The 22,634-nt window shown below is 46.3% G+C and carries 18 protein-coding genes and 2 pseudogenes; 7 read left to right on the forward strand and 13 right to left on the reverse strand.

Translation table 11 applies throughout. The annotated features are described in order from the left end of the window. Positions 1-63: 63 nt before the first annotated feature. The gene (gene yjgA / locus HYN51_RS13440) at positions 64-621 is read left to right on the forward strand and encodes a ribosome biogenesis factor YjgA (RefSeq protein WP_108900488.1); all 558 of its coding nucleotides are present in this window, start codon (positions 64-66) and stop codon (positions 619-621) included. Between the two features lie 351 nt (positions 622-972). On the opposite strand, the gene HYN51_RS13450 is transcribed toward yjgA, so the two are convergent. The 13 genes and pseudogenes from HYN51_RS13450 to csrD all read right to left on the reverse strand — a co-directional run bounded on the left by HYN51_RS13450 (position 973) and on the right by csrD (position 16,766). Next, positions 973-1,248: a barstar family protein gene (locus tag HYN51_RS13450; protein ID WP_108900490.1), complete on the reverse strand. Its 276-nt coding sequence runs from the start codon at positions 1,246-1,248 to the stop codon at positions 973-975. Next, the gene (locus HYN51_RS13455; RefSeq protein ID WP_108900491.1) at positions 1,248-1,766 is read right to left on the reverse strand and encodes a ribonuclease domain-containing protein; all 519 of its coding nucleotides are present in this window, start codon (positions 1,764-1,766) and stop codon (positions 1,248-1,250) included. Before HYN51_RS13455 ends, HYN51_RS13450 begins: the two co-directional genes overlap by 1 nt. A 153-nt stretch (positions 1,767-1,919) precedes the next feature. Continuing rightward, positions 1,920-2,795 carry a DUF817 domain-containing protein gene (locus HYN51_RS13460; RefSeq protein ID WP_230513980.1) on the reverse strand — a complete coding sequence of 292 codons (876 nt, stop codon included), beginning with the start codon at positions 2,793-2,795 and terminating at the stop codon, positions 1,920-1,922. Positions 2,796-2,934: 139 nt separating this feature from the next. Then, positions 2,935-3,435, reverse strand: coding sequence for a DUF1993 domain-containing protein (locus HYN51_RS13465; RefSeq protein WP_108900493.1), 501 nt, complete (start codon positions 3,433-3,435; stop codon positions 2,935-2,937). A 130-nt stretch (positions 3,436-3,565) separates the two neighbouring features. Then, entirely contained in the window at positions 3,566-5,011 is a 1,446-nt protein-coding gene (gene tldD, locus HYN51_RS13470; protein ID WP_108900494.1) for a metalloprotease TldD, read from the reverse strand. A gap of 5 nt (positions 5,012-5,016) precedes the next feature. After that, complete coding sequence (gene nit1, locus HYN51_RS13475) at positions 5,017-5,865, reverse strand: deaminated glutathione amidase (RefSeq protein WP_108900495.1); 849 nt, start codon at positions 5,863-5,865, stop codon at positions 5,017-5,019. Next, positions 5,865-9,680, reverse strand: a complete 3,816-nt coding sequence (gene yhdP / locus HYN51_RS13480) for an AsmA2 domain-containing protein YhdP (protein ID WP_108900496.1) — start codon at positions 9,678-9,680, stop codon at positions 5,865-5,867. The genes nit1 and yhdP overlap by 1 nt, the downstream gene beginning before the upstream one ends. Before the next feature lie 46 nt (positions 9,681-9,726). Beyond that, positions 9,727-11,195: pseudogene (gene rng, locus HYN51_RS13485) on the reverse strand (ribonuclease G). 2 nt (positions 11,196-11,197) lie between these two features. Beyond that, positions 11,198-11,788 carry a Maf family protein gene (locus tag HYN51_RS13490; RefSeq protein ID WP_108900497.1) on the reverse strand — a complete coding sequence of 197 codons (591 nt, stop codon included), beginning with the start codon at positions 11,786-11,788 and terminating at the stop codon, positions 11,198-11,200. 8 nt (positions 11,789-11,796) lie between these two features. Continuing rightward, the gene (mreD, locus tag HYN51_RS13495) at positions 11,797-12,285 is read right to left on the reverse strand and encodes a rod shape-determining protein MreD (RefSeq protein WP_108900498.1); all 489 of its coding nucleotides are present in this window, start codon (positions 12,283-12,285) and stop codon (positions 11,797-11,799) included. Further along, positions 12,285-13,327 (reverse strand): annotated as a pseudogene (mreC, locus tag HYN51_RS13500) (rod shape-determining protein MreC). Before mreC ends, mreD begins: the two are co-directional and overlap by 1 nt. Before the next feature lie 188 nt (positions 13,328-13,515). Beyond that, positions 13,516-14,559 (reverse strand): rod shape-determining protein MreB, encoded by a 1,044-nt coding sequence (gene mreB / locus HYN51_RS13505; protein ID WP_108900499.1) that lies wholly within the window; start codon positions 14,557-14,559, stop codon positions 13,516-13,518. A gap of 269 nt (positions 14,560-14,828) precedes the next feature. Next, positions 14,829-16,766: an RNase E specificity factor CsrD gene (csrD, locus tag HYN51_RS13510; protein WP_108900500.1), complete on the reverse strand. Its 1,938-nt coding sequence runs from the start codon at positions 16,764-16,766 to the stop codon at positions 14,829-14,831. A 367-nt stretch (positions 16,767-17,133) separates the two neighbouring features. On the opposite strand from csrD, the gene acuI reads away from it, so the two are divergent. The 6 genes from acuI to accC all read left to right on the forward strand — a co-directional run bounded on the left by acuI (position 17,134) and on the right by accC (position 22,435). Continuing rightward, entirely contained in the window at positions 17,134-18,111 is a 978-nt protein-coding gene (gene acuI, locus HYN51_RS13515; protein ID WP_108902074.1) for an acrylyl-CoA reductase (NADPH), read from the forward strand. Positions 18,112-18,276: 165 nt separating this feature from the next. Next, positions 18,277-19,278 (forward strand): protein-methionine-sulfoxide reductase catalytic subunit MsrP, encoded by a 1,002-nt coding sequence (gene msrP / locus HYN51_RS13520; RefSeq protein WP_108900501.1) that lies wholly within the window; start codon positions 18,277-18,279, stop codon positions 19,276-19,278. Between the two features lie 5 nt (positions 19,279-19,283). Next, positions 19,284-19,892: a protein-methionine-sulfoxide reductase heme-binding subunit MsrQ gene (gene msrQ / locus HYN51_RS13525; RefSeq protein ID WP_407936352.1), complete on the forward strand. Its 609-nt coding sequence runs from the start codon at positions 19,284-19,286 to the stop codon at positions 19,890-19,892. A 221-nt stretch (positions 19,893-20,113) separates the two neighbouring features. Continuing rightward, entirely contained in the window at positions 20,114-20,557 is a 444-nt protein-coding gene (gene aroQ, locus HYN51_RS13530; RefSeq protein ID WP_108900503.1) for a type II 3-dehydroquinate dehydratase, read from the forward strand. Positions 20,558-20,597: 40 nt separating this feature from the next. Then, positions 20,598-21,056, forward strand: a complete 459-nt coding sequence (gene accB, locus HYN51_RS13535; RefSeq protein WP_108900504.1) for an acetyl-CoA carboxylase biotin carboxyl carrier protein — start codon at positions 20,598-20,600, stop codon at positions 21,054-21,056. Positions 21,057-21,079: 23 nt separating this feature from the next. Further along, positions 21,080-22,435, forward strand: a complete 1,356-nt coding sequence (gene accC, locus HYN51_RS13540; RefSeq protein WP_108902075.1) for an acetyl-CoA carboxylase biotin carboxylase subunit — start codon at positions 21,080-21,082, stop codon at positions 22,433-22,435. Positions 22,436-22,634 lie beyond the last annotated feature (199 nt).

The raw sequence follows: 22,634 nt of genomic DNA on the forward strand, positions 1-22,634 counted from the left end.
AAAAGCAGAAAGAGATTAATGGATTACCCATTTTAAGCATCCTGATTTAGGTTAAGTAACAATATGAATAAATTCGATAATGACAACGAATGGCTTGATGACGAACTTCCCGGCGAAGAGCAGGAAGACGATGAGATCATTTGGGTCAGCAAAAGTGAAATTAAACGGGATGCCGAAGCACTCAAAGATCTCGGCACCGAGTTAGTTCAACTGGGTAAAAATGCTCTAGAACGTATCCCATTGGATGAAGATCTGCGTGCGGCCATTAACCTAGCACAGCGAATCAAAAAAGAAGGCTATCGCCGTCAAATCCAACTGATTGGTAAAATGTTGCGTTCACGCGATGTGGAACCCATCCAAACTGCGTTGGATAAACTAAAAAATCGTCATAACCAGCAGGTGTCCCTATTTCATAAGCTGGAAAACCTGCGTGACCGCCTGATTGACAACGGTGATGAAGCCATCTCCGAGGTATTAACGCTCTATCCCCACGGTGACCGCCAACAGTTGCGTTCACTGGTGCGTGCTGCACAGAAAGAGCGTGCAGGAAATAAACCACCGAAAAGCTCACGTCTGATATTCCAATATTTGAAAGAGTTGGCTGAAACCCCTCAGGAATAACCATCCGTAATCTGATTTGTCAGCTCTCCTGCTTTATCAGGATTGCTGACAACATCATTATTTATTAAATTTGGGGAAAAGTACTTATCACTGCCGGTATGAATATTTTGGATATGACACCCGGAGAATATGACAAAAATTATTCGGATATCAGACAGGTTATTATCCCTCTTAACCAAGAGGTCACAAGGCATATTACTGACACGCTGAAGCAAACCAACGAAAAAATATCCGGTGAAGGCGGTGCAGCAGAATAACTTAAAATCAATAGTAATATGTTGTATAGAAGAAATAAAAAATTGGGTATTACTAAAGATATATTTAACCCAGAAGCCCAAAACAGAAACTAAATCAGGCTTTATCTTCCAGACTATTAAAGCTTAATAGACCATCTAGCTCTTGCTCCGCTTCTTCAAACAAATTATACAGCGAAACGAAATCTCTCGACTGGCGGTCAAAATGGGTAAACTCGATTTGAACTGGCAAACGAATACCTGCGGTTAACGCATCCCATAATGCGTCTAAGTTATTACCAAACCAGTCTGGTAACAGGAATATATCTGCGAACTGTAAATAAAAATCCGGCATTGAACGAATATTAGCAAAATCGAAAACGACGCTTCTCATTAGCTTTTGACCTCCATGAATCGTTTATAATGGTCACGTGAAACATATATCAGACCATCATTTGAATACAGTAATCTGTCTGCTCCACGATGTCCGCAGCGGTAATTAATATCCGCTTCATACCAGACTCGTCCGGATGCTTCAGGCAACCCGCCTTCTCGATTAGAGAAGCGGTCACCACCGATAGCCTTACCCGGTAGAACAGAACACAGATTACCATCGCTAGCATCCCAGCCTTGCGAACGGGCCTTACTCTTAGTGATGTAATAACTCGGCAAACGCTTATTTTGGCGAACATACGACGCCACAACGTCTTGCCGGGTAAGCTTATCAATTCCCTGATTCGATATATCAACAGTGGATGGCTTACCGATATTACGATCAACGGGTTGTGATGAATTTCCCGCTGAACGAGGCTCGATTGAAGAGTGCTTTGTACTCTTTATTTTATTGAAAGCAACGCCAACAATAATCAGTAATGCACAAAATATCAGTATCCCTATGGTATTTCTCTTCATGCTCTCTCAGTTACGAATTACGATAACTCACCCTATATTAATATTTAGCTTATATCAGCCTTTTTACCAATATGTATTATTTCACACTCTCACCGAATAAGATGTCACAGTGTGTATCCAAAGAATACATTCAACAAAAATATTCGATATCGATTAATTAGTCAGCTTATTTTCGCTTTCTTTACATTTATTGAGTGATTTTAACTCAGCCACGATGACAAAAGTAATCACCACCAATAATCCCCATGAACTGATTTTCCCTAAATGCACTATCTGCCAAGAGGTTGCCTGATTAGGATATTGCCAGCCGCCAAACAGAGTGACGATATTTTCCGCAATCCAAATAAAGAACCCTATCAGCAAGAAAGCTAACGGTAATGGTATCCAGAACTCACGCACTATCGGTTTAAAATGTACTTTGGTATTCCAAAATACGGCTATCAGAATCAGGGTTAATGGCCAGCGATAATCACCAATAAAGTGGTGAGTAAAGAAGTTGAGATAAATTGCAGCAGCCAGAATTATCACCACCAGATGAGACGGATACCCCGTCAGGCGCACCGATAAATGGCGCCATGCCTGTAGCATATAACTACCCACCGCTGCATACATAAAACCACTGTATAGCGGTACGCCAAGTACTTTACTGTAAGCAAATTCAGGATAACTCCATGAACCAATCCCCGGAGCCGTTTTAAATATATCAAGTACTAACCCCAACAGGTGAAACAGTGAGATGGCAATCAGCTCTTTTTTAGTCTCCAGTCCGCTGTATACCAGCGCAAACTGAACCGCTAGCGCAACAATCAGAACAAAATCATAGCGCGGTAGCCCGCCCAACGGCAGAAACTTAGACAATGCCAGCGTGATAAAAAATGAAACGGCGAAAATACAGCTTATCGCCTCTTTTACGCCAAAGCTCCAAAACTCCTGCAGCAGCAGAGGTAAAGTGCGTATCCATCCCTGTATATACCAAGGATGTGCATATCCCATTGTCTGTGACGAAGAGTAAGTATCTATTACTGACATGGACATAATCTCACTGAGGTTAGAATAGTCAGTAATATAATCGGGCTATGTGTGAAGTGAGTGAAGGGAATGTGAAGTGGAAAAATAACTGTTTTACCTCAGACCTTCTTACACGGTATCAGAAGGTCTGAGGGGCTGATTATATTTTGCCGATATAATCGCGTTTACCTACCGGAACACCATTATGGCGTAAAATGTTATACGCTGTAGCAATATGAAAGTAGATATTCGGCAAAGCATGCTGCAATAAGAAAACGTCAGCCGGAAGTGCATCTTCATACCAAGGCAGTTTGATATTACGCTTCTCGCAATCGGCGAAATTGCTCTCTTTTAGCGTGGCAATAAAATCGATAGTTTTCTTGATGCGTTCTTTCAACTGTTCAAATGATGTTTCTGTATCGGCATAGCTCGGAGGTTCACTACCGGCTAAACGCGCCGCACAACCTTTAGTCATATCACTGACCAACTGAACCTGACGCGACAGAGGAAACATGTCTGGCGCTAAACGGTCATTGAACAATACCGACTCATCAATTTTGCGCTCTGCACAAAATATCATCGCCATATCGATCAGATGATCAAGATTATTCAGAACACGAGTGGTACTTTGCGTAGCTAACTGATAGTAGGAAATACTCATTTTAATACCCCGTAGAAAGATGATATGAAAGCTGTCGAACTCAGGAGGAAGACATCCCTGATTAGCGGCATAGATAAAACAGGCAGGGTAACGGACAAACGGTTACCCGACCTGTTTTTTATTGAGTACTTTAGGCGGTTCCGCCTACGGTTAAATTATCTAACTTCAGCGTGGGTTGTCCGACACCGACGGGCACGCTTTGCCCCTCTTTTCCGCACACACCAACCCCTTGGTCTAAAGCTAAGTCATTACCGACCATCGAGATCTGCTGCATTGCCTCAATACCTGAGCCAATCAGCGTTGCCCCTTTAACCGCTTTGCCAATTCGACCATTCTCGATCAAATAGGCTTCAGAAGTAGAAAACACAAACTTGCCTGAGGTAATATCCACCTGACCGCCGCCAAAATTAGGGGCATATAAGCCATATTCTACACTGGCAATAATCTCTTCCCGGCTGGATTTACCCGCAAGCATGTAGGTATTAGTCATACGTGGCATTGGCAGACTGGCATAAGATTCACGGCGTCCATTACCCGTTGGGGCTAACCCCATCAGTCGAGCATTTAGCTTGTCTTGCATATAGCCTTTCAGAATACCGTTTTCAATCAGTATGTTGTACTGACCCGGAACCCCTTCGTCGTCAATGGACAGAGAACCGCGACGCCCCATCATGGTACCGTCATCCACAACGGTACAGAGCTCTGATGCCACCAACTCTCCCATACGACCGCTGAATACTGACGAGCCTTTACGGTTAAAATCTCCTTCGAGGCCATGACCAACCGCTTCATGCAGTAATACGCCCGGCCAGCCAGCCCCCAGAACCACAGGCATAGCACCCGCAGGTGCGGCCACGGCAGAAAGGTTAACCAGCGCCATTCTTACTGCTTCTTGAGCAAACACTTCCGCACGAACGCCCATTTCGGTCTGTTCCAGAAAATATTCATAACCCACACGACCGCCGCCACCGCTGGAACCACGTTCACGTTTACCATTCTCTTCAACCAATACGCTGACCGACAGGCGAACTAAAGGCCGGATATCCGCAGCCAGTGTGCCATCGGTTGCAGCAACCAGCACCATCTCATACACGCCACTCACGCTGGCATTGACTTCCTGTACCCGCTTGTCTGCTGCTCTGGCAACTTTATCTACCCGATGCAGCAATTCAATCTTGGCTTCACGCGTCAAACTTTGCAGTGGGTCAATGGCCGGATAAAGTGAGGAGTAAGGCACGGCACCTAATACATGGCTTTTACCGTTTCCTTTATCACTAACAATGGTACGTGCCGCATGAGCACTCTGCGTTAGCGCATTTAATGTAATCTGATCCGCGTAGGCAAAGCCGGTCTTTTCACCGCTGATGGCCCGAACCCCAACACCCTGATCGATATTGTAGGAGCCATCTTTAATGATGCCATCCTCAATCACCCACGATTCATGGTAACTGGACTGAAAATAGAGGTCGGCATAATCCAGACGACGTTCAGACAATTGCCCCAGAACGTTAAACAGATCCTGATGGCTTAATTTATTCGCAGCCAATAGCTGCTCACTGACCAGCGTCAGATTCATAATGGTTATTCACTCTTATTTAATGGATTTTTCAGCACCGGCTGAAATCTGTTATGTTTCACTACTGGCATTTGCTCGCGCAGTTTCTGCATGCCGGAAGTATCTACATGAACTTTGATGCCTTCAACTGCATCCGCATTAATGCCGACAACACTTCCCCATGGGTCAATAGCCATAGTATGGCCCCAAGTGCGGCGCGTTGAGCCGTGGCGACCAACCTGAGCAGGCGCAAGAATCCAGCACTGGTTTTCAATGGCGCGCGCGCGCAGCAGAATTTCCCAGTGCGCCTCACCCGTTACACGGGTAAATGCGGCCGGAATTGAGATCAGCTCCGCACCTTGCTCTCTCAATGCTTGATACAGACCAGGGAAACGCAAATCATAGCAAATTGTCATCCCCAGCCGACCAACCGGCGTATCAACCACCATTAAATGCTGGCCATAGGCATAAGCATCTGACTCGCGATAATGGTTGTATCCGTCAGCCACCTCAGCATCAAACATATGCATTTTGTCATAACGGGCTTTTATTTCGCCCTTGTCATCAAACAGCAAGCTACTGGCGGTTAGACGATCCGGATCTTCACGGCTGATAAGTGGCATTGAACCGACTAAAATCCAGACGCCGTAACGTATCGCCATCTCCCTGATGGCATCCTGAAGTGGCCCCGTACCTTCCGTTTCAGAATATTTATAATAGGTTTGAGTATCAGCAAACAGTAACGCATTCTCCGGCGTCATAACCAACTTCACATGGGGTTTCAACTGCTTAATTTGCTGCTCAATTTGCGCTAGATTGTCACGCACATTATCTCCACTACACAGTTGTAACAGAGCTACGTTAGCACTTCTCATTAATGGTCTTCTCCCTTCGGTTGACGCAATACTTCGTTCACATTTGGGTTTTCTAAACTACCGTCAATTTTATAACGAATCAGTGAAATTTTATTCCATAGGGGTGCAAGTACCTGACTGACGGTAAAGACCGCCGCTCCGGCAATAGGGTTCACCACAAACGCGGTTGCTACCCCTACCGTAGCCGACATTTCAGGTGCGACAACAGCGTCAAGATTGAGGTGTTGTTTAGCTAAATCAATCGAACCATCGATGGCAATATCTGCAGATAAACCATCTACCAGGGTATCATTGGTAGTTGCAACACCTTTTGTTAGCTTGATGCTTCCATTGATAGTATCAAAGTAGAAACCATTGCCAAATGTATCGCTAAAATCAAACTGTAGTTTACGCATGAGTGCGTTAAAACTTAACAATCTCAGTATCTGTCCGGCGTGGCCTCCGCCTGCATTGTCCACCAGCCCTTTACCCAAATGGGTAGCCAACTGACCATCAAGCGTATCTACCTGAGGGGCCCAAGGCTCACCTTGCCACGCTAGGCTAAAATTCACATCAAATGGCGCGTCTTTAAGCGGGGTATAAACACCAAAATAATCCATACTGCGATCGATTTTCTGCCCGGATAATTGACCATCTACCCGCGTAGCGGATCCCGCAGGCGACTGCAACCAATCACCGTTGAACGTTAAACGCGTACTCCCGGTGTCAATCACCCCATTACTCAGACTTAAACTTTCAGAACGGAATCGAACATCGGCTTCAACAATTCCCAACCGTTGTCCCATTCCCCAGCACTCTTTGCAGCGAATCCCGATGGAAGGCAGACGACCGAAATCAATGGAAGGGAGCGATGACTTACCCGCTTTACCTCTGTTATCTGTAATGCTGCCCAGCAGGATCTCTTTTTTAGGATTGAAATACAGGTAATCAATATCTGCTCGCCACGGCTGGTTATTACGAATGCTGAGCCGGGCATCAATCTCTTTACCTTTGATGCCCACTTCGGTATTGGCAGAACGGTTATCCACATCAACGGCAACATCACGCCAGTACTGCCCGGCCAGCTCAACCTGTGGAGAACGGAAAATCCAGCGCGGCGGCATGGCAAACTTCCCCGTTTTTCCGCTAGTCTCAGCCAAACTCAGCGAACCAAGAGCCGCCATTAACTTCTCACCATCTAACGCCGGTAGTTGCATATCGAGGCGATCGTCAGAAGAGAGCGCGGGTATTTTTTGGCTATTCATCTGCCAGGCGAGGCGTGTTAACTTGGTTTGATCCTTAGTGAATACCCACTGACTGTTGATTGCCTGATTGCCCGCAATGGTCCCATCCATGCTAAAGCCTTTCAGATCACCACTGGCCTTCAGTTTTACCGGCAGCACCGATCCTGATGACTTATTTAGCGGAGCCGGTAAGCGACTGCTCACTCCTTTCAGGTCACCCGTAAACAACACATCATATTTCGCACTGCCTTTTGGTGGTAACGTGATGGCAACATCACTCTTCCAACTGGCATTACCCGCGACTTCTGAAGCAATCTCTTTTGGCAGCCACGGCAGATTGGCGACCGACCAATTGCCGGTTATGCCAACCTTAACACCATAATCTTTGGCATTTTGTTTAGTGGAAAAATTCAAACCTACTGGCTGATTAAACCACTGGGCAGTTAACGGTTTACTGATCAAATCGCCATTATCAAAACTGAAAGTGCCACTGACATTTTCCATAGTGGAATCAATCGGTTTAATATACAGGCTATTACCTTTCAGGGTAATGTCCCCCTTGGCAAGGGCATTTTTACCATCAAGGGGAATATCCAATTGTAAGCGCCCGCTAACATTACCCCCAACGTCAACCTGCTCCAACGCCGCGCCTACGGATGACTTTAACGGTGAGCCATTCATATAGTCACGAACGTCAGCACCATCCCCTTCCACCTCGGCGGTAATGGCTAACTGATGTTTGGCATAGTCCGCAATTATCGCTTCAATATTGTGACCATTCACTTTTCCCAGCTTCGCCGTTGGTGCATTCATCCATAGCCCGGCATTGATAAAATCCAGATCTATAGTCATATCGGTCAATGGCATCCAGTCAGGCTGGAATTTAAAGGTGGTTTCAGTTAATGGCGCATAAACTTCAAACAGACCATCTTTTTCCGGGTAAGGGAACTTATGGGGATTGCCGGAAAAAATCAGAGTGGCATTATCCGACTTACCGGCAATAATCGCGGAAGAAAGATAATTGACTAAATTGGTACCCATCAGCGGTTCAGGAAAATAACGCCAAGCATTACCAGCATCATACACCCGAATACCCGCCAAAATACTTAACCAAGGATCGCTTCCTTCAGGCTGAAGGTAATCAAACCCACCGTTGGCCCACAAAGATTTGGCCTGAACATCAATGTGGTCACTCCACAAACGAAATTCATTTTGGTTATTCAACCAGTTAAGCGTAGCGTTGGCCTTACTGACTTCTAAAGGAGCACGGAATACGCTGCTATAAGGTAACGTGCTGTTATTCAGAGTAATACTCATCGTTCCTTCGCTAGTACTTCCAGCGATAGTTCCCTGAGTGTGATCACTACCCGGAATTAACTCCCAAGGCTGCCATCGGGCTTCCCGCCACTCGGCCTGAAAGCGAGTCTTTTCCGGCTGCTTTAGCGGAATATCCAGTGCCAAAAGCGGCAAGTTGCCGTGAGGATCCATTTTAAACCAGATGTCCAGAGCATCAGGCGTCAGAAAACTAAAAATAGGCAATAGCGGATTGATATGGTCAAGACTCAGATTTTCCGCCCGAATGCGTAGCTGTTCTTCCCACTTATCACCGCCAGAAGTCATCCCTTCAGGTTGCCAGAACAGGCTGACTCGGCCGGCTGGCCAAACTACACCATCCGTCTTCAGGTTGAGCGATGGCACATCTAAGCGCCAGCCTTTCTCTTGTTGACTCAAATGTACTGATAGCTGGTTAACGTCTAACTGATGCATATTTTCATCGTTATGCCAGTTAGCTCGCCCCTGACTCAGTAGCACATCCCCGCCATCAATCACCCCTTTCTTAATATAAAGCCAAGAAGCCAGGCTGAACTGAGCATTATCGAATCCGGAATTAGATTTAAACCAGTGACTAAGCCACGGCAGCATATTGACGCTATCCGCCTGAAGGTAGACGGTACCGCTATCTAACAGCCCTTCTTCATCTCTGAGGTCGAGGCGAACTTCCAATAAACCACGTGGGCCGTTCTCCGTTGAAACCTGAACGTGTCCTTCTGCCCGGTGGCGGTTGCGACTGTTCAGCCAGGTTAATCTCGGGAGTTCAACCGTGACCCTATCGCCAGACAAGGCTAAAAAAGAGAGTTTGCTATCACGCAAAATAAAGTGGTCAAACTGCTCTAAAAAGATGTTTTCCAGCGTGGTTAAATCAGAAGCACCCTCGCTCTCCTTCGATTGGCCCACCATATAGTCAAGATTGCCGTTCACCTGATAAAAGGTCAGATCTCTAAATTGAAAACGAAAATGCAGCAAGGATTCCCAAACATCAAGGGCGACGGTGACCCGGGAGATATCAATCTTTCCAGCGGAGGTTTCTAATGAGATATTGCGTAAATCGAGCGCGGGGCCAAACATTTCCCATTTACCTTCCATCTGCTCCACTTGGGCAGGAATGCCGGTAAATCGGTTAACGGTATCCAAAATTGGCTGACGATATTCATTAATTCGAGGTAAGGCAAAGCGCAAACCACCGACAACCAGCGTAAGCAGCACTAATAGCAGTATCACTATTTTAAACAGCATGCGGCTCGTTCGCCTCATCCTTCCTCCTCTGGCTACTACACGGGTTTAATATTTCATCTGCCCACTACATCATCACCACATCAAACTGTTCTCTGTTATAAAGTGGTTCTATCTGAATTTTAACCTGTTTCCCAACGAAGAGCTCTACTTCTGCCAAAGAGTATGACTCCTCGCTCTTCAGCGCGTCGCCAACCGCAGGAGAAGCATAAACCAAGAAGCGATCTGCATCGTAAGCGTGGTGTACCCGCACGATTTCACGCAGAATTTCATAACAGACGGTTTCCACTGTTTTCACACGACCGCGACCGCGACAGCTTGGACACTCACCGCACAATACATGTTCCAGACTTTCACGGGTACGCTTGCGGGTCATTTCAACCAACCCTAATGCAGAAAACTCATTGGCGCTGGTTTTAACTCGATCTTTTGACAGTGCTTGTTCAAGAGAATTCAACACCCGGCGACGATGGTCTTCGCTGGTCATATCAATAAAATCAATAATGATAATCCCCCCAAGTTGCGCAATCGTAGCTGACGGGCAATCGCTTGAGTAGCTTCAATATTGGTATTAAAGATGGTTTCATCCAAGTTACGATGACCAACAAATGCACCCGTGTTGATATCGATGGTGGTCATAGCTTCCGTCTGGTCAATGATCAGATAGCCGCCAGACTTTAGCTCTACTTTTCGATCTAATGCCCGTTGAATCTCGTTTTCAACATCGTACAGATCAAAAATTGGCTGTTTGCCAGTATAACGCTCCAGTTTAGAGGTCATCTGCGGCATAAATTCTGCGGTAAACTCCACGAGGGAGTCATAGGTCAAACGAGAATCCACACGAATACGATCCAGTGATTCACCAACAAAATCGCGCAGTACGCGCTGAGTTAGCGCCAGCTCACCGTACAGCATATTTTTAGTGCCGCCGCGGCTTTTACGCTCAATCACTTTACTCCACAGGCGCTTAAGAAAAGCCGCATCCTGTGCCAGCTCTTCATCACTCACACCCTCTGCTGCGGTACGGATAATAAAGCCGCCCATTTCGTCACAATATTCCGCCACAATCAGCTTTAAGCGTTCGCGTTCTTCTTCACTGTCAATACGTTGGGAAACACCTACGTGGGCAGCGCCGGGCATAAATACCAGATAGCGAGAGGGGAGCGTAATATCCGTGGTTAAACGAGCACCTTTGGTACCCAACGGATCTTTAACCACCTGAACCACCAGATCCTGTCCCTGACGTACCAACTCAGTAATGTCACGTACGTGAAACTGCTTTTGTTCATTATCAGCAATACACTCGGTGTGCGGCATAATATCTGATGCATGAAGAAAAGCAGCTTTATCCAGCCCAATATCAATAAAAGCGGCCTGCATTCCCGGCAGTACCCGGCTAACACGACCTTTATAAATATTGCCTACGATACCGCGTTTAGATTCCCGGTCGATGTGAATTTCCTGCAAGATGCCACCATCAATAAAAGCAACTCGCGTTTCAGAGGGTGTGACATTAACTAACAGTTCCGCCGTCATTTTTATTCCTTATTTATGCACCCAGTCTGAGCTGCCAAAAAGGCATCTAGCAGCTCGCGGGTTTCAACCAAAGGTAAACCGACAACGGCATGATAACTACCATGAATTGTCCTAACAAAAGATCCACCAAAACCCTGAATACCGTAGGCACCTGCTTTATCCATCGGTTCGCCGCTGGCGATATAAGCAGCGATATCCTGCTCACTCAGATGACGAAAAATAACTTCAGTGCTAACAGAATAGCACATCACATCTTGTTGATTAGCAAAAGCAATGGCCGTAATCACTCGATGCTGACGACCCGACAGCATCTGCAACATGCACGCTGCATCTTCGGCATCTTTCGGCTTTTCCAGAACCCGCTCATCCAACACTACAATGGTATCAGCACCTAAAACTGGGTAGTCCTTTTCAGCCACCTGAACCCCAGCCAACGCTTTACTTTTTGCCAGACGACAAACATAGTCTAACGGCGTCTCTCCTTGCCGTTGGCACTCTTCAACTTCAGTATTTAAACGCTCAAAGGGGATCTGCAACAGTGTTAATAGCTCACGGCGGCGGGGAGAAGCGGAAGCCAGATAAATGGGTTGCATATGAAATCTCATCGGACAGCAAAGCGCCGACGCACTTTACGCATTAATAAAAATAGCCACGGCCATAATAATCCGTTAATCGCGCTGTTCCACAAAATATCTGGACGAAACGTTACACTATGCACCAGAAATTCAGCCCAAAAGACAATCACACTCATCACTAAAGAGAGCAGCACCACAATCAGCGCCTGCTGCCACAGCGCCATATTACGCAATAGCTGGCTGCGAAAAGCCACCACGTAAGCAATTATGCCTAACGCTAACCCTCTGACCCCCAGCGTAGCGCCGAGGGTTAAATCCCAGATCAAACCTAGAATAAAAGCCGTACCAACGTTAATTCGGTGCGGTAAAGCCATAACCCAATACACCAAAATCAGCATCACCCAAGAAGGTCGAAACTGGTGCAATTCCTCCGGCCACGGCATGGTTTGTAGCACCATGGCCAGCAAGAAAGAGAACCAGATAATCAGGCGACCGGAGCTATTATAACTACTCATCACCGCCCCCGATTAGCGGGCGCAGTTGTTGGTTGCTGTGTCGGCCCTATTGATGGCGTTGGCGGTTGAGCTACAGCACCGGGTACTGCGGACGATGGCGTTGAGTTCGCTGGCGGCACGGGTGGTGTTGTTTCCGGAGGCAGAACTTGAGGCATCATCTGACGCAAGCGCTCTTTTGCTATACGTCTTACTTCTTCCGAAGGCAGCGGCTGAAGCCCGTCACGATCGTTCGGCCACAACAGCAACAAATAACGTAAACGTTGCAATGCAACGGTTGGATGCGCCTGAATCACGGTATTAGCCCGTTGATCGTCAATCGTAACAGAAGAGACTACGGCTACCGGATACCCTTCAGGGAAACGACCGCCAAGACCCGACGTGACAAGAACATCACCCACGCGAATATCGGTATCTCGCGGTAAATATTCCAGTTGCAAATCTTCAGTACAGCCAGTCCCTACAGCAATAACACGAATGTCATTACGCAGAACCTGAATAGGTAAAGAGTGGGAGGTATCACAGATTAGCAAAACCCGACTGGTATTACGGGCAACAGCAACGACCTGTCCAACAACGCCTTTATCGTTAATAACCGGTTGGCCTTCATACACACCGTCTTGGAACCCTTTATCAATAACCACTTGGTAGCTATAAGGATCAGACTCCGTTGAAAGCACCTGAGTAATCATTTTATGTTCATCGCCGCGCAGCGGTGAACCCAGCAGCTCGCGTAATCGGTTATTTTCCTGCCTGAGTTGCCCCAATAGCTGAATGTCGCTGTTTCTCAGCAACAGTTCATTATGTAGCAATTCATTTTCTTTCTGCAGTTCTTCACGGGTAGTAAAGGAATTAGACACACCATCCAAAATGTCACGGGGTCCATTTGCCACAAAAAAGAATGGGCTAACGGCGGTGTCCAGATAACTACGTACTTTTGAAAAATACTTAACCGGCTATCGACAACAATCAGGACGATAGCAAAGATAACGGCCAGAAAAAGACGTAACTGCAGGGATGGCCCCCTGCTAAAAATAGGCTTCATAAATTGCATTATCCTTGTCGACAAGAAGGGGTGCGACCCCTTCTGGCAGGGACAACTTAATTTCTATCTGTGCTTACACTACAGTGACGTTCTGAAAGCAGAACCGCAAAGGCCTCATAATAATGGCCCCTATAACCTGCGGTCTCCCATCGAACGTTCACTGTCAGAGAAAGAGAACAAAAATGAAATTAGTCCTCGCTGAATAAATCACCGCCGTGCATATCGATCATTTCTAACGCTTTACCGCCACCACGGGCAACACACGTTAGAGGATCATCGCCCACAACAACAGGGATACCAGTCTCTTCCATCAGCAAGCGATCTAAATTACGTAACAGCGCACCGCCGCCCGTCAGAACCATTCCGCGCTCAGAAATATCAGAAGCCAATTCTGGAGGACATTGTTCTAATGCCACCATAACAGCACTAACGATACCCGCCAGAGGTTCCTGAAGAGCTTCAAGGATTTCATTTGAATTCAACGTAAATCCGCGCGGCACACCTTCAGCCAAATTACGACCACGGACTTCAATTTCACGGACTTCATCACCAGGATAAGCCGATCCAATTTCATGTTTAATACGTTCAGCAGTCGCTTCACCGATCAGTGAGCCATAGTTACGGCGCACATAGTTGATGATAGCTTCATCAAAACGGTCACCGCCGATACGTACAGAAGAAGAATAAACCACGCCATTCAGGGAAATAACGGCAACTTCAGTGGTACCACCACCGATATCTACCACCATAGAACCCGTTGCTTCAGATACAGGCAAACCTGCACCGATAGCGGCAGCCATTGGTTCTTCAATCAGGAATACTTCACGGGCACCAGCCCCTTGAGCGGATTCACGAATTGCACGACGTTCAACCTGAGTTGCGCCTACTGGCACACAGACCAACACCCGCGGACTTGGGCGCAGAATGCTGTTGCTGTGCACTTGACGAATAAAGTGCTGTAGCATCTTCTCTGTCACAAAGAAGTCTGCAATTACACCGTCCTTCATTGGACGAATCGCAGAGATATATCCAGGGGTACGACCTAACATCTGCTTAGCCTCATGGCCTACAGCAGCAACGCTCTTTTGCGAGCCAACTCGATCCTGACGAATGGCAACCACAGAAGGTTCATTCAATACGATTCCTTGTCCTTTTACATAGATCAGGGTATTTGCGGTACCAAGGTCAATGGACAGGTCATTAGAAAACATGCCACGAAATTTCTTAAACATTCTAGAAAGTAATCCTGAAAGCTGAGGCGGTATATTAATCCGCCTACTTTACCAACCACGAAGGACGGCGACAAGGCACAAAAAAGCGTTCATTTAATGAACGCATCCAACGTGAGCTCAATACGCATGTTTGGCTCAACCTCAACCAAACACACGCCACATAAACTTTTCCACTCGATTTAATGATTTACACGTATTGTTAATACAGGCAAACAGAAACCAATAAGGAGGGAACCCTATTCTACGTGAAAATCACCAATATTTCAGAGTTAATAATGACGATTTTTACCACTATTTTTCTCTTTGGGAGGTGGAATCAACACCGGTGAGGCAAAAAACTCACCCTGACCACCACCAATCCCACGGGAACGCAAGGTTTTCCATTCGGGATGAGTTCTTACACTCGCAGCCATCACCACCACATTAGTACCTTCACAGGCGCTAATAAGACTATCGACAAATAGCTGATTTTCCGGACGTCGATCGATATTACGCACTAGACCAGGATGAAGTTTGATCACTTCAATAGGCATGGTCTTAATATAAATAGTACTGACTACCGTTAATCCCGCCTGAACAATTCCCAAACGGCACCCTAACAGATGCAGTAATCGAATCACCGGACGCAATTGCTCGCTATATTGACAAACATCCGCCTCTGCAAGTTCAAATATAATTCGCTTCCGATACGATTTTTCTTTTTCCAACAGATTATGCCGCAGCCACACCTGAAAAGAGTGTTTTAGCAGGGAGTCGACGGTCACCGATACGGCTATCGTGTCATTCGGCCAACGATCGAGCAAATGCAGTGTTTTACTCAATACTAAACGGTCAAAACGTTCTGTTAAGCCAAATTGCTGTACCAACGGCATAAACTCCGCAGGTTGCAGCTCATCACTGCCATCATGAATACGATATAGTATCTCCCGATGGTTCAATTCACCTTTTACCGTCATCGCCGGCTTGTAATATATATCCGGCCCGCCCTTGTCCAACATCTGTTCTAACAGCGTTCTCCAGCGAACGCTGCCTCTGACAGTATTGGTTACCTGACTGTCATAGATAAACCAACCGTTGCTCCCCTGTAATACCGCCGTGCGGGCAGCCTGTTCGGCATTATCCATAATTTGTTCTGGTGTCTGTCCTACATGGTAAAGACAAATACCGATATGAATCAGAGACTCTTTTTCAATGTTTGATGATACTGGCAACATATCCACTGCATTAACCAGTTGAGCAGCGATAGCATCGGCTTCTTTTAGTGAGCGATGAGGTAACATGACGCTGAAATCATTGTCGAAATAACGAGCCAATAATGCTGCCGGATGGCGCATGATAAAGGTCGATAGCATATTCACCAACATATACAGCAAATCGTCAATCACATCTTTACCATGCTCGATCGCCATCAATTCTAACTCTGGCAAACGAATCATCATGACCACCCCGTGGGCATTAGGCTCTTCAAGCTGGGTCGCCAATTGATTATCAAAAAATAGGCGATTATTAAGTCCAGTTTGCGCATCCTGAGCGGCAAACGATCGAATCAGTTTATCCACCCTGACGCGTTCATTATTCATATTACTCAGCTCAGATAGCAACCGGTTAATCGCAGCGCTGGTATTCACCGGCCACTCTTTTTCATCCGAAACTTCGGCACCTTCCCTCTCTCCGGCTAAAATTCGTTGAGAGCGCTCCTCTAGTAACAGCAAGCCTTTAAACTGCTGCTTGAGCCAGTGAATCCACCAGAACATGATCAACCCAATAAAAACAGTGACCGCAAGAATGGCTAACAGAATGGGTAATGAAAAGAGTGTGCTAAGAATCGGGTTAACATAGAGGATCTGCATGCGATAGCCGGGATGCTGAGGTAACGCCAGATCGGTCTCGCTAAGGGTGTAAAACTTTTCCCAGAAACTGGGACGATTATCACTGATATGGGTATAAATGGTTTTATCTTTTTCGTCTTTAATCGTCAGGTGGCGTACGCTGGTCGCATGCATCACTACGGGAAGCCAACGGTCATAAGCACTTGGGGATTGGTAAATCAACGCCTGATCTACCGTAGTGGCAAGCGCATACCAATGCTTCTCCATTTTCTCCTCACCGACAAAATAGACACTTAACATACTGGTCATCAGTGCCAAAATCATAGTAAGAAAAACTAATAAAGAAATAAAAATAGATAATCTGGCGGTAAATTTCATTCCCATAGTAAATTGTTCTAATATGCTGGAAAGCAGTACAAAATTTGCAGAACAGATGCTCTACATCGCAACTTAACTTGCTGGTATTTTAGCAGACTTTATCAAAAATCGGGACTTAACGTCATATTTTAATAAGATCAACACACTCTTTTACCTACAAAAAGTGATAGTCATTTTCTGCACATGAAGCAATATAGCCGATAACGGCTTGGTTTTATTTCGGTCATCATAGCAAAAATGTCAGCACCTTATCGATTGCCGCTTGGGCAACAAAAGAGAATAATAACGGTAATGACAAGTTGCTCGAAATGAAATAGTGGTTATTTCATTTCCCTCCTTTAACTTTCGGATAAGAGTAAAAACAATGATTAAAGCTCTGGTTCTTGAACAACAAGATGGACAAACACGGGCATCAATCAAAGATGTCACCTCAGAACAATTGCCTGAAGGCAATGTCACCGTTGATATCAATTGGTCCAGTATCAACTATAAAGATGCACTGGCGATTACCGGCAAGGGGAAAATTATCCGTAATTTTCCGATGGTACCCGGCATTGATTTCGCCGGTATCGTTCATAGTAGTGATGATCCACGCTTTTTCCCTGGCCAAAATGTGATACTCACTGGCTGGGGGGTCGGTGAAACCCATTGGGGAGGATTAGCAGAACGGGCTCGTGTTAACGGTGACTGGCTGGTTCCTATGCCTGAAGGGTTAGATCAGCGCAAAGCGATGATTATTGGTACTGCGGGCCTGACCGCTATGCTGTGCGTCATGGCATTAGAAGAAGGTGGAGTTGTACCTGAAAGTGGTGAAGTGCTGGTTACCGGTGCCAGCGGTGGTGTGGGAAGTACCGCCGTTGCGTTATTGCATAAACTGGGTTATCAGGTTTCCGCCGTCAGTGGACGCCAGCACAATGCTGAATATCTGTTATCTCTCGGTGCGAAATACGTGCTGGAAAGAGAGAGTTTTAGTGAAGCCGCTAAACCGCTGGAAAAACAGCGTTGGGCAGGGGCCGTAGATGTTGCAGGCGGAGAACTGCTGGCTAAAATTATCGCGCAGATGAATTATAACGGTACAATTGCTGCTTGCGGTCTGGCGGGTGGATACCAACTGCCAACCACAGTTATGCCATTTATACTGCGTAATGTACGTTTGCAGGGTGTGGATTCCGTCATGATATCGACAGAACGTCGGATTCAAGCATGGAAACGTCTGGCAGAAATACTACCGGAAAACTTCTATCAGTTAGCCACCAGCGAAATTACATTGAAAGATGTACCTGCAACGGCAGATAACTTGCTGTCAGGCAAAGTGACCGGTCGTGTACTGGTGAATATCGCCTGATTCTTCTGTTTAATATTGATACCCCACGTTTTCAGCGTGGGGTCAATCGGGCGATGATCTCTCCTATATAAGAATATTCTCTATCCAATTTCTGGCAAAACATAACGATCGGGACAATGATTTGTCTAATCATCCATAATATCTTTTGTTAGCAGGGCCTCTATCATGGTCAGAAAAACACGCTTAACTGAAAGCTCAGTCACCCCTGAACAACTGTTTCACCAACGTCGCAGAATTTTACAGGCACTGGGTATTAGCGCGGCGGCATTAGCACTACCCCTTAATGCTCAGGCTGAACTACTCTCATGGCTGACCGGTGGAGATAAACCCAAAACGCCGACCGGTAAAGCATTGACATTTACCCCTTCGGCCAACTACCACCCCAATCTACCTTTGACGCCTGAAGAAAAAGTTATTGGATACAATAACTTTTATGAATTTGGTCTGGATAAAGCCGATCCGGCGGCCAATGCCGCAACGCTAAAAACCGAAGGATGGAAAATTCGCATCAGTGGTGAAGTGGCCAAGCCGATAACCCTAGATATGGATGAGATCCTTAAACGCTTTCCGCTGGAGGAGCGTATTTATCGTCTGCGCTGTGTGGAAGCCTGGTCAATGGTGATTCCATGGCTCGGTTTTGAACTGAACAAACTACTCAAATTGGCGGAACCAACCAGTAAAGCGCGCTATGTTGCCTTTCAAACCCTTTACGATCCAGAAAGTATGCCGGGACAAAAGAGCCGCTATATTGGCGGAGGGCTGGACTACCCTTATGTTGAAGGCTTGCGTATGGATGAAGCCATGCATCCGCTAACGTTATTAACCGTCGGGGTATACGGCAAAATGCTGCCAAACCAGAATGGAGCCCCCATTCGGCTAATTGTTCCTTGGAAATATGGTTTCAAAAGTATTAAGTCGATTGTTGAGATCAAACTGGTGGAACAGCAACCACCAACAACCTGGAATTTAAGTGCACCGGATGAATACGGTTTTTATGCCAACGTAAATCCTCAGGTGGATCATCCTCGTTGGTCTCAAGCAACAGAGCGCGTTATTGGCAGTAGCGGTTTGCTGGATGTAAAACGTCAGCCCACACTTTTGTTTAACGGATATGGCGATCAGGTTGCTTCTCTCTATCAAAGCTTAGACTTACGGAGTCACTTTTAGTGAAGATGACGACAGAGAATATAAAATGGTTCAAGCTGATACTGCATCTGCTGGCATTTATTCCTCTGCTATGGCTGATACTCTCCATTAATCAGGGATGGCTGAGTGCCGATGCGGCAAAAGACATTCAACATTACACGGGCAGAATGGCGCTCAAGCTACTACTAGCAACCCTGCTGGTTACACCGTTAGCCCGAATGCTCCATCAACCCATACTGATTCGCTGCCGACGGCTTCTTGGCTTATGGTGCTTTGCTTGGGCAACCTTACATCTGATTTGTTACAGCGTTTTAGAACTGGGTTTAGATATCTCACTATTGCTGCAAGAGCTGATTAAACGTAACTACCTTATTCTGGGTATTATCAGTTGGCTGATATTATTGATAATGACTCTGACTTCAACACAGAACTTCCAGCGAAAATTAGGTTCTAATTGGCAAACTATCCATAATTTTATCTATGTGATAGCAATATTAGCGCCAATACATGCCCTATTATCCACCAAAGTGCTGTCTCTGGAGCTGACAATCTATGCCGCAACCTCGCTGTTGTTGTTGGCATCTCGCTATAAAAAACTCAAAAAATGGTGGGAAAAGTATAAAAGAGGCAAATGATTTTTACCTGCCGAATGCTTATCCGCCAAGGCTTAGCCCGATATGGGCTAAACTATCTTCGCTGATAAGACCAGTAAACAGCTGCTAATTTCGGCGAAATAGTTATAATGGCGCACTTTAATTTGCTCCATTCATACAATTTCACAAGAAGAAGAGTGACAATTGGCTGACATCGAGTTATTTTTACCGATTATTGTTTGATTGCCGGAGATGTCAGCACAATGACGAAGAAAGCGCACATTTTGCTGTTAAATGGCCCTAATCTGAATCTATTAGGGACGCGTGAACCTGATAAATATGGACATACGACCCTGACTGACATCGTAACCAAATTAGAGAATGAAGCCCTGCGCTCAGGCGTGGCATTTTCTCATCTGCAATCAAACGCTGAATACGAGATTATTGATACGATTCATCAAGCTCGTGGCTCAGTCGATTTTATTCTGATTAATCCGGCAGCGTTCACCCATACTAGCGTAGCAATTCGGGATGCGCTGCTGGCCGTCAATATTCCATTTATTGAAATCCACCTGTCTAACGTCCATGCTCGTGAGCCATTCAGACACCATTCTTATCTTTCTGATATTGCAGTGGGTGTGATTTGTGGCCTCGGTGCCGACGGTTATGACTTTGCTCTGCAAGCTGCCCTGCGCCGTTTGCAATAACTTTTTATTCCACGTAACAAGAGAATACGGAATCACACCTATGGATATTCGTAAAATTAAAAAACTGATCGAACTGGTTGAAGAGTCTGGCATCAATGAGCTGGAAATCTCGGAAGGCGAAGAGTCAGTACGTATCAGCCGCGGCCCTGTTGCTGGTAGCTATATGCCAATGCAGCAATATGCTCTACCTCAGGCACCTATTGCTGCTCAGCCAGCACCTGTCTCTGCTGCGCCAGTTGAAGCAACGGCTCCAGCCGCTATCAGCGGTCACATCGTTCGCTCACCAATGGTAGGTACTTTCTACCGTACACCGAGCCCAGATGCAAAAGCGTTTATTGAAGTGGGTCAAACCGTTTCTGTTGGCGATACCTTATGTATCGTTGAAGCGATGAAAATGATGAACCAAATTGAAGCTGATAAATCAGGCGTGGTAAAAGCGATCCTGTTAGAAAGCGGACAGCCGGTAGAATTTGACGAGCCGCTAGTCATCATTGAATAACGAGGCGAGCTATGTCTAAAAAAATGGACAAAATCGAAAAAGTTGTTATCGCGAACCGGGGTGAAATCGCCCTACGTATTTTGCGTGCCTGTAAAGAGCTAGGCATTAAAACGGTAGCGGTTCACTCCAGCGCCGATCGCGATTTAAAACACGTACTGTTGGCAGATGAAACCGTTTGTATCGGCCCTGCTCAGTCAGTCAAAAGCTATCTAAACATCCCTGCGTTAATTGCCGCAGCCGAAATTACCGGTGCCGATGCGATTCACCCGGGATACGGTTTTCTGTCTGAAAACGCAGACTTTGCCGAGCAGGTAGAACGTTCTGGCTTTATCTTTATCGGCCCTAAAGCCGATACCATTCGTATGATGGGTGATAAAGTTTCGGCTATCCACGCCATGAAGAAAGCGGGAGTTCCTTGTGTCCCTGGTTCTGATGGCCCACTGGATGATGATATGGTAAGAAACCGGGGGCTGGCTCAGCGCATCGGTTATCCGGTCATTATCAAAGCATCTGGTGGCGGTGGCGGTCGCGGTATGCGCGTAGTCCGCAGCGACAAAGATCTAGAAGAATCCATTATCATGACGCGTGCTGAAGCAAAAGCTGCTTTCAACAACGACATGGTATACATGGAAAAATTCTTGGAAAACCCACGCCATATCGAAATTCAAATCATGGCGGATGGTCAAGGCCATGCCGTGTATCTGGCAGAACGTGACTGTTCTATGCAACGTCGCCACCAGAAAGTGGTTGAAGAAGCGCCAGCACCGGGTATCACTGAAGAGCTACGTCGCAGCATCGGTGAGCGTTGTACCAAAGCCTGTGTTGAGATCGGCTATCGTGGTGCAGGTACCTTTGAATTCTTGTATGAAAACGGCGAGTTCTATTTCATCGAAATGAACACCCGTATTCAGGTAGAACATCCGGTTACCGAAATGATTACCGGCGTTGACCTGATTAAAGAGCAACTGCGTGTAGCCGATGGTCAAAAACTGTCTATCAAGCAGAAAGATGTTCAGGTACATGGTCATGCCATTGAGTGCCGTATCAACGCGGAAGATCCGAATAACTTCCTGCCATCGCCGGGTAAGATCACCCGTTTCCATGCGCCAGGCGGTTTCGGTATTCGCTGGGAATCCCATATTTATGCCGGTTATAGCGTACCGCCATACTATGATTCCATGATCGGCAAACTGATTGCTTACGGTGAAACCCGTGAAGTCGCGATTTCGCGCATGAAGAATGCGCTGGCTGAGTTGATTATCGATGGCATCAAAACCAACGTTAGTCTGCAACTGCGGATTATGAATGACAGAGGGTTCGAGAAAGGCGGAACCAACATTCACTATCTGGAAAAAATGCTGGGTATTCAGGAAAAGTAATTTCTCTAAAACGGCTTGAAAGATCGGCGATTCTCTCGATGCCGATCCTTCATGTTCGACACGATAACGGCTCCCATAACAGGGAGCCGTTTTTATATTCTACCTACTGATGACCTGCATAGGCCGGGTAAATAGAAGGAAAAACCGACTGGAAGTTCCCAGCCGAAAGCAAAATTCATCTTGACGGCGCTGTCCCGTC

Source organism: Limnobaculum parvum (assembly GCF_003096015.2).
In the GTDB taxonomy this organism is placed as follows: domain Bacteria; phylum Pseudomonadota; class Gammaproteobacteria; order Enterobacterales; family Enterobacteriaceae; genus Limnobaculum; species Limnobaculum parvum.